Source organism: Candidatus Liberibacter brunswickensis, from assembly GCF_036858155.1.
Taxonomy (GTDB): Bacteria; Pseudomonadota; Alphaproteobacteria; order Rhizobiales; family Rhizobiaceae; genus Liberibacter; species Liberibacter brunswickensis.
Window position 1 is genome coordinate 46690 of sequence record NZ_JAAEJX010000010.1, and the last position, 8368, is coordinate 55057.

Consider the following 8368-nt stretch of genomic DNA (forward strand, 5'->3'; position numbering starts at 1 on the left):
TTTATTGTGATCTTTTAGTATTATGTAAATATTTGTTGTTTATCGTTTTTTGCAGATCATTTGTTTTCCTTTTGGGTATCTCAAGAATTGGTGTTCTTTGGTCTTTAGTGCAAAATTGTTCCGTTTTTTGTTTGTGTGAATGTTGAGAGTTTTGGACTAGGAAGGTATAGTCGTAAATAAGATATTTTATAGATAAATTATTTTTTTTGGTGTAAATTTGTATTTTCTGAGAAATTATCTTTTTTTTTATTTATGGTTTGCAAAGTTGTTTTCGATGTGTACAATCGCACTGATCCCTATTACGTTAGGTGAGTATTAGACATAATTGAAGTTTGTACGTTGGATATTGTAGTGTTTTCTGAGTATTAATTATAATTTTTCAACTAATCGGAGAATTGTTTTCCTTAGTGTTTTTTTGAAGTTCTTTATGTTACCCATTCTTGGAATTAGAGTTGTAAGTGGATGTTAGTTCTTGTTTTTAAGGGCTTATAATGTTTGAAATAATCTATTATTCGGTATTGATAAATTCCTATTTACCTAAATATATTTTAAATTCAGGGATAAATTAAAATCGGTTCTCTGTTTAATTACATGTTGAAAAAGAGTTTCCTTGTTTTAGTGAAGTATCCATTGTTGTTGGTTTTCTGAGAGTTTTGGGATTTGGTTTTTCTTTCTCACAAGCAAATATGCGATTTGAAGAATCGTTTTTCTGAAATTGAAGCTCGTATGTCTGAGTCTCCTTCTGTAGATGCTTATATTAAGTTGACTGAAGAGTATGCTGCGATCAGTCCTGTAATATCTAAGATTAATGTTTATGATCAAAAAAAACTTGAAGAACAGGATTTATATACGATCATTAATGATGAAAATAGCGATTCAGAAATTAAAGATCTTGCTCAAATTGAGATTTTAAAAATAGAAAAGGAAGTTAAAGATCTAGAACATGAAATAAGTTTTTTTCTTTTTCCAAAAGATATGGATGATGAAAAAAGCTGTATTCTAGAGATTCGTGCTGGAACAGGAGGGTCTGAAGCAGCTTTATTTGTTGGTGATCTTTTTCGTATGTATGAGCGTTATTCTGCGTTTCACAAATGGAAAGTAGAGGTATTGTCTTCGAGTGATAATAATGATGGTGGTTATAAAGAAATAATAGCAACAATATCAGGTCGTGGAGTTTTTTCTCGTATGAAATTCGAATCTGGTGTACATCGTGTACAACGCATTCCTGTAACTGAGACAAATGGTCGTATTCATACTTCCGCAGCAACTGTTGCGGTATTGCCAGAAGCAGAAGAAATTGATGTGGATATTGCTCCAGAAGACATTCGTATTGATACTATGCGTGCATCTGGTTCAGGAGGGCAACACGTTAATACTACAGATTCAGCTGTAAGAATTACACATATTCCTACTGGAATAATGGTAACCTCTTCTGAAAAGTCACAGCATCAGAATAGATTGAGAGCAATGAAGGTTTTAAGGGCACGTTTGTATAGTGTTGAAAGAAAACGTCTGGAAAATGAGAGATCTGCAAATCGTAAATCACAAATAGGATCAGGGGATCGTTCTGAACGTATTCGTACATATAATTTTCCACAAGGTCGCATTACAGATCATAGAATAAACCTAACGTTATACAAGTTAGAATATGTTTTACAAGGTTATATTGATGATATTATAAATGCCTTGCTTACCGCACATCAAACAAAATTAATGGGTTCTGCTAGTGAATAATTCATTGTTAATTCAAGAGATACCAAGTACTGTTTCGGGTTTTCTTTCTTTGATAAAGTGTTGTTTTAAGAAGTCAGGTCTACAGTCATTAAGAGATCCTTGTTCTTTTTTATGTAGAGTTACTGGACTATCTTCGTATCAGGTTATGGTCTATCCGGATAGTATTATTGAGAATCAACAGAGATTTTTCCTTATAAAAGCAATTATTCGCTCTCTTAAGCATGAATCAATACATAGAATTGTTGGATGGCGAGATTTTTATAACCTAAGGTTAACTCTTTCATCGGATACTTTTGAACCTCGACCTGAAACAGAATTAGTTGTTGATTCTATAGTATCGTTCCTTCCTAGAATAAAAAAGAAGGATTCGATGCGTGTTCTTGATCTCGGAACTGGTACTGGAGCAATTTGCCTTGCTTTGTTGAAAGAATATCCTTTTATTGAAGGTGTTGGAGTTGATATTTCGTATGAATCACTTGAAGTTGCAAAGAAAAATGCTTTCATAAATGGCCTTTCAAAGAGGTTTCGTGCACTTCAAAGTGATTGGTTTTCTTCTGTTAAGGGTTTATTTGATGTGATAGTTTCTAATCCTCCTTATATAGATTCTTCTATTGTGGATTCTCTAGATGTTGAAGTAAGGGAATTTGATCCTAGAATCTCTCTTGACGGTGGAAAAGATGGATTATCTCATTATCGTACTATAGCAGATGGTATGTCTCGTCATTTAGTTAAGGATGGATTTTGTAGTGTGGAAATTGGTTATAATCAAAAAATAGACGTGATACGTATTTTTAAAAGTCATGGATTATCTTTAGTCAATGCTTTTAGAGATTATGGTGGAAATGATAGGGTCTTGTTATTTTATCGTTGATATATTTGGTTTTTTAAAAGAAAACTTTTTTAATATTATAAAATGAAAGTATTATAAATGGATGGGTTAATGAATTAAGTTTTTCTATTAAAAAATAGGGAGCAGCAAGTATTCACAAATTGAATGGATAGTATATGAGGGTAGTGCAACAATATAAGCGTAATCGTGGAAGAGGATCTAACGGTGGAAATGGAAATTTCGGTCGCAAAAATCTTAATCCATTGGTACGAAACTATGATAGTAATGGATACGATGTTAAGATCCGTGGTACAGCTCAGCACATAGCGGAGAGATATTCATCTCTTGCACGAGATGCAATGAGTGCTGGTGATTATGTGGTAGCAGAGAATCATTTGCAACATGCGGAACACTACAATCGTATTGTTTCTATGGCTCAAGCGCAAATACAAGAAAAATTACAGCGTGATGAACAGGCAAATATTTTAGCTAAAGAGCAAAAGTCTCATATACAAAATGCACCTATACCAAGTGGATTTGAGGCTAGTCCAGTAGTTGAAGATTCAAAAAAGATTGCCTTTAATGGAAATGATCGTCTTAAAGTTGAAGATTCGGTATTTAAAACACCCGATGTATTAAATGAAAAAGATATGTCTAGTAAGAAAGTGCATCGTAAAAGATCTACGCGTCCACGTGGTTCCCATAATAATAAAAGTAATAAATCTGCAGAAGAAATAGACAATATTGCTCTACAAAAATCTAATGCTGTCAATTCTGGAACTATAAATAATATAGATAAAGATTGTTCTTTGTGATATAGTATCCTCACTGTTTAATGAATCAATAAATAGGTGGTTTTATGGATCTTGATAAATATTCAGACTTGATGCGTAATGTTCTGCAGTCTTCTCAGACTTATGCTTTGGCTCAAGGTCATCAAAGTTTATTGCCAGAACATGTTTTACATATTTTCCTTGAAGATGAAAAGGGAATTGTTTATTCACTTATTCAGTGTTCTGGAGGAGATATTGATAAACTTAAGAGCTATAATCAAAAAGCTCTTTATAAAATCCCTAAAGTTACAGGAGATGGAGATCAGGTTTATCTATCTAGGTCTTTAGCCGCTATTATTTCTAAGGCAAAAGAGATAGCGAATAAATCAGGAGATTCTTTTGTTACAGTAGAAAAATTTCTTTTGGCGATGGCAATAGAAAATGGATCTGTTGGGGAATTACTAAAAAAATGTGGTCTTCAAATTTCAAGTCTTGAAGAATCTATCAAAAAAATTCGTAAGGGACGTGTAGCTGATTCTGTTAATTCTGAACAAGGATTTAATGCTTTAAAAAAATATTGTCGAGATTTGACACATGAGGCACGCACTGGAAAGCTTGATCCAGTCATTGGTCGTGATGAGGAGATGCGTCGTGCGATTCAGATTTTGTCTCGTCGTATTAAAAATAATCCAGTGTTGATAGGTGATCCTGGTGTTGGTAAAACTGCTATTATTGAGGGTTTAGCATCACGTATCATTAACGGTGATGTTCCTGAATCTTTGAAAGGTAAAAGATTAATGGCTCTTGATATGGGTTCGTTAATTGCAGGTGCAAAATTTAGAGGTGAATTTGAAGAGCGATTAAAATATCTTCTTAGTGAAATACAGTCAGAAAATGGAGAAATAATTTTATTCATTGATGAATTGCATATATTGGTAGGTGCGGGAAAAACTGATGGAGCAATGGACGCGTCTAATTTGCTTAAGCCTTATCTAGCTAGAGGAGAGTTACATTGTATTGGTGCAACTACACTGGATGAATACCGCAAATACATAGAAAATGATCCTGCTTTGGCTCGTAGATTTCAATCTCTCCTAGTTAGTGAGCCTACAGTAGCTGATACAGTATCTATTCTACGGGGTTTAAAAGAAAGATATGAACAGCATCATAAAGTTCGTATATCAGATTCAGCATTAGTCAGTGCTGCTGTCCTTTCTAATCGTTATATTACGGATCGATTTCTTCCAGATAAAGCCATTGATTTGATGGATGAAGCTTCTTCTCGTGTACGTATGCAAATAGATACAAAACCTGAAGCTTTAGATGAACTTGATCGTCGGATTATTTGTCTTAAAATAGAGAAAGAAGCTTTAAAGAAGGAAAAAGATAATTTTTCTAAAGAACGTCTAATTGTTTTAGAAAATGAATTATCTTCTTTAGAAGAAAAGTCATGCGCTTTAACACTACGCTGGCAAGAAGGTAAAAGAAAACTTTTTCATGCAGCTGAGCTCAAAAGGCGTTTAGAATCTATGCGTAATGAATTATCTATATCACAGCGCAATGGACAATTTGAACGCGCTGGAGAACTTGCATATGGTTTGATTCCAAAAACAGAAAAAGAATTAGATGAAGCTGAAAAAGATGATAATCTAGAAGAGGGTGTACTTCAAGAAGTTGTGACATCTGATAATATCGCCAGTATTGTATCACGTTGGACTGGTATTCCTATTGATAAAATGTTGGAAAGTGATAGGGAAAAGTTTTTACGGATAGAAGAAGATCTTTCTAAATCTGTTATTGGACAATGTGATGCAGTTAAATCTGTTTCTAATGCATTGCGTCGTTTTCGAGCTGGTTTAAAAGATCCGCAACGTCCAATGGGTTCTTTTATGTTTTTAGGTCCGACTGGTGTTGGTAAAACTGAGTTAGTTAAGTCTTTAGCTCGTTTTTTGTTTGATAATGAAAATTCTATGATTCGCATAGATATGTCTGAGTATATGGAAAAGCATTCTGTTTCGCGTCTTATAGGAGCTCCCCCTGGTTATGTTGGGTATGAAGAAGGAGGAGCTTTGACTGAATCTGTACGTAGACATCCTTATCAAGTTATATTGTTTGATGAAATAGAAAAGGCACATTCAGATGTTCATAATATTTTATTGCAAGTTTTGGATGATGGTAGGTTGACAGATAGTCAAGGTCGTACAGTTGATTTTCGCAATACTTTAATTATTATGACTTCTAATTTAGGGGCTGAATATCTATTGGAAAGTTGTGATTCAGTATATGATAAGGTAATGGGAGTTGTTCGTTCTTCATTCAAACCTGAATTTTTGAATCGTTTGGATGAGATAATATTATTTCAGAAGTTATGTGAACATGATATGGTTAAAATTGTTCGTATTCAACTTGATATAATTTTATCTCTTATCAAAGAGAGAAATATTTCTATGATTTTTAGTGATCAAGTAATTGATTGGTTGTCTCGCAAAGGTTATGATCCTGCTTATGGTGCTCGTCCATTGAAGCGTGTGATACAAAGATATATTCAAAATCCATTGGCCGAGATGATTCTTTCTCAAACAATATCCGATGGTGATTCAGTTGAAGTTTTTATTTCAGAAAAAAATAATCCTGATTTTCGAGTTATTTAGATTATTAATAAGATTATAATTATAAATATTTTCTATTTTCAAATTTTTTTCTTATTAAGGATAATATATCGTTAATTATAATATAAACTATTTAATATAATTATTAGTGATAATAATTAATTATTTTTTTGTTTTTAATAAAAATTTTTATGATTTATACATATTTTGTGTACTATGTCATTTAAGCTTATTTTGTTGGTAAGTTGTTATTTTTTTTATTTTGATATTTTATTATATATTTTAAATTTACTATTTTTATAATTTTTTTATATTTAATTATGCAAATAAAAAATATATTTATTAGATTTTATCTTGAATTTATTTATTTTTAAGTATGCTATTAATCCTTTTTGTTTCCATAATAAAACGTTGTAATGCATTTCCTTCTAGAGTTTTCCCTTCGGGAATTCTAATTTTCATAGAATCTACCTTTATTCCATTTACAATTAATTCGTAATGCAAGTGTGGGCCTGTTGATAATCCTGTTGTCCCAATCCAGCCAATTATTTGTCCTTGCTTAACTACTGTCCCAGCATGGATGTTTTTGGCAATAGCGTCTTGGTGATTGTAAGAAGAAACATATTTGTTGCGATGGCGGATAATTGTTTGTTTCCCGTAACCACCTGCCCAACCAACTTTTTCTACAATACCATCGCTTACAGCTATGATAGGTGTTCCTCTTGGTGCTGCCCAATCTATTCCTGTATGCATGCGTGAATAGCCTAATATAGGATGGTGACGTATCCCAAATCCAGAGGTCATGCGCCCAGATGGTACGGGATTACGCAATAAAAATGGTCTAGAACTTTTTCCTTGTTCGTTAAAATATTCTACTGATCCATCAACGGGATCTTGGTAGCGATAAAAACGGGTTCTATTTTCGCCGAAACGAGCATGTATATATAATAATTCGGATTCATTACTAATTTGGTTATTAATAGGATTAGCGGAGAAAAAAGTTTCAAGAAAGTCAGTAGGTTTTAAATGTGCTTGTAAATTAACGCTACTTGCTAAAATTCTAAGTACTAATTGCACTAAATTTTTATTCATTCCATTAAAAGAAGTAGCACGCCATATACCGTCATAAATACTTGGTAATTCGTTAGAATTTTGTATTTCACTTATCTGATTACTCATATCTATTTTAGTTGGTTCTACTCCTAGAACATATTCATTATTATCATTAAGAGCAATCGTTAATAGATGTTCTTTTTTATGATATATACTGAATCTTATAATTATAAATTTATCGTTTTTTTGTATGATTCCAATTCGTAGAATATTATCTTTTGTTAGTCGATCAATGTGTACTTTATTGTTTAAAGCTTTGGCTATTTTAGAGCTATCACTATTAGAATATCCAGCATGAATCATCGCATCAAAAATTGTTGTATTATGTTGTATTGGAATTAAATCATCAGCAAATTCTGGAGTTTTATCTAATAATATTTTAGGTGTTGTTATTGTTCTATTTTCTTCAATTATTTTTATTTTTGTACTATGAGAAATAGAATTTTCATGTTCTTTACGTGAGGATTGATCTGAACCAGAATAATAAAGAGTAAATAATTTATTTTTTTCATTATTTAAGATTGTAGTTTGATTTATGATTGCGTTTTTTATCTCATCTTCTTTTGCGTTATGATCTGATTTAAGATGATCAATATCTATAGGGAAGTTAGTTTTTTTAATAGTGACTTCAAGTTTAGATTCTGTTCCGTATAACGTTTCAACGTTGTTCATTGTATCCATTAACATTTGTGATGAGGATTCAGTTTTTCCTTCAGAAAAAATTTTTAATGGATCAAATTTCGGATAATCTTTCACATTTGGATATGGTATAGAGAAATTCATTTTAGCATAAACAAATGGAATTTTTTTGATAATATCTTTGTCAAAGCTTTTGATAAGAGTCGGCACATCAATTATTGTTTTTTCAGGGTATTTTGATTTTTTATAATGCGACAAACGCTCTCTTTGCATAGAGGATAGTATAGCGTTTAAATTGTTGGAATTAGTGTCTAATGATTGAACGGATAACCTTGATGGTATTGCTATTTTCTGATTTCCATCTAAGGAAGTTAAAAGTGATCCTCCTATAATAATACCAGAGGTGATTCCAGCGAAAAATGTTATAGATAACCATCGAAAAGAAACTTCTCGTTTATCTATAAATACTTTCTCATCTTGATTGCCTAAGATAGTAGGACTATCACCAAATGAGAATAGTATGTTTCTTTTGTCTGATGTACTATACAATGTCATTATAGATGTAAATTGTTATCAATTCCTATTGTTGTATCAAGTTAAATTTGTAAGGGGATATAATTTTTCTTTGTAAGAGTCAAATATTTTAGGTTATGTTATGTATAGTGACTGAG

At 32.0% G+C, this 8368-nt stretch carries 5 protein-coding genes; 4 read left to right on the forward strand and 1 reads right to left on the reverse strand.

Annotated features, from left to right (window positions below; translation table 11 throughout):
- The first annotated feature begins 660 nt into the window (after positions 1-660).
- The 4 genes from prfA (at position 661) to clpB (ending at position 5987) form a co-directional block, all read left to right on the forward strand.
- A complete protein-coding gene (prfA, locus tag GY664_RS03785) occupies positions 661-1734 on the forward strand; it encodes a peptide chain release factor 1 (protein ID WP_333948138.1) in 1074 nt (357 codons plus the stop codon).
- Complete coding sequence (gene prmC / locus GY664_RS03790; RefSeq protein WP_333948139.1) at positions 1727-2605, forward strand: peptide chain release factor N(5)-glutamine methyltransferase; 879 nt, start codon at positions 1727-1729, stop codon at positions 2603-2605. The genes prfA and prmC overlap by 8 nt, the downstream gene beginning before the upstream one ends.
- A 134-nt stretch (positions 2606-2739) precedes the next feature.
- On the forward strand, positions 2740-3378 hold the full coding sequence (locus tag GY664_RS03795; RefSeq protein WP_333948140.1) for a DUF4167 domain-containing protein: 639 nt from the start codon (positions 2740-2742) through the stop codon (positions 3376-3378).
- Between the two features lie 44 nt (positions 3379-3422).
- Positions 3423-5987, forward strand: a complete 2565-nt coding sequence (gene clpB, locus GY664_RS03800) for an ATP-dependent chaperone ClpB (protein WP_333948141.1) — start codon at positions 3423-3425, stop codon at positions 5985-5987.
- A gap of 318 nt (positions 5988-6305) precedes the next feature.
- Here the strand turns inward: clpB and GY664_RS03805 are convergent, their stop codons facing one another.
- A complete protein-coding gene (locus GY664_RS03805; RefSeq protein ID WP_333948142.1) occupies positions 6306-8252 on the reverse strand; it encodes a M23 family metallopeptidase in 1947 nt (648 codons plus the stop codon).
- Between the last annotated feature and the right edge of the window lie 116 nt (positions 8253-8368).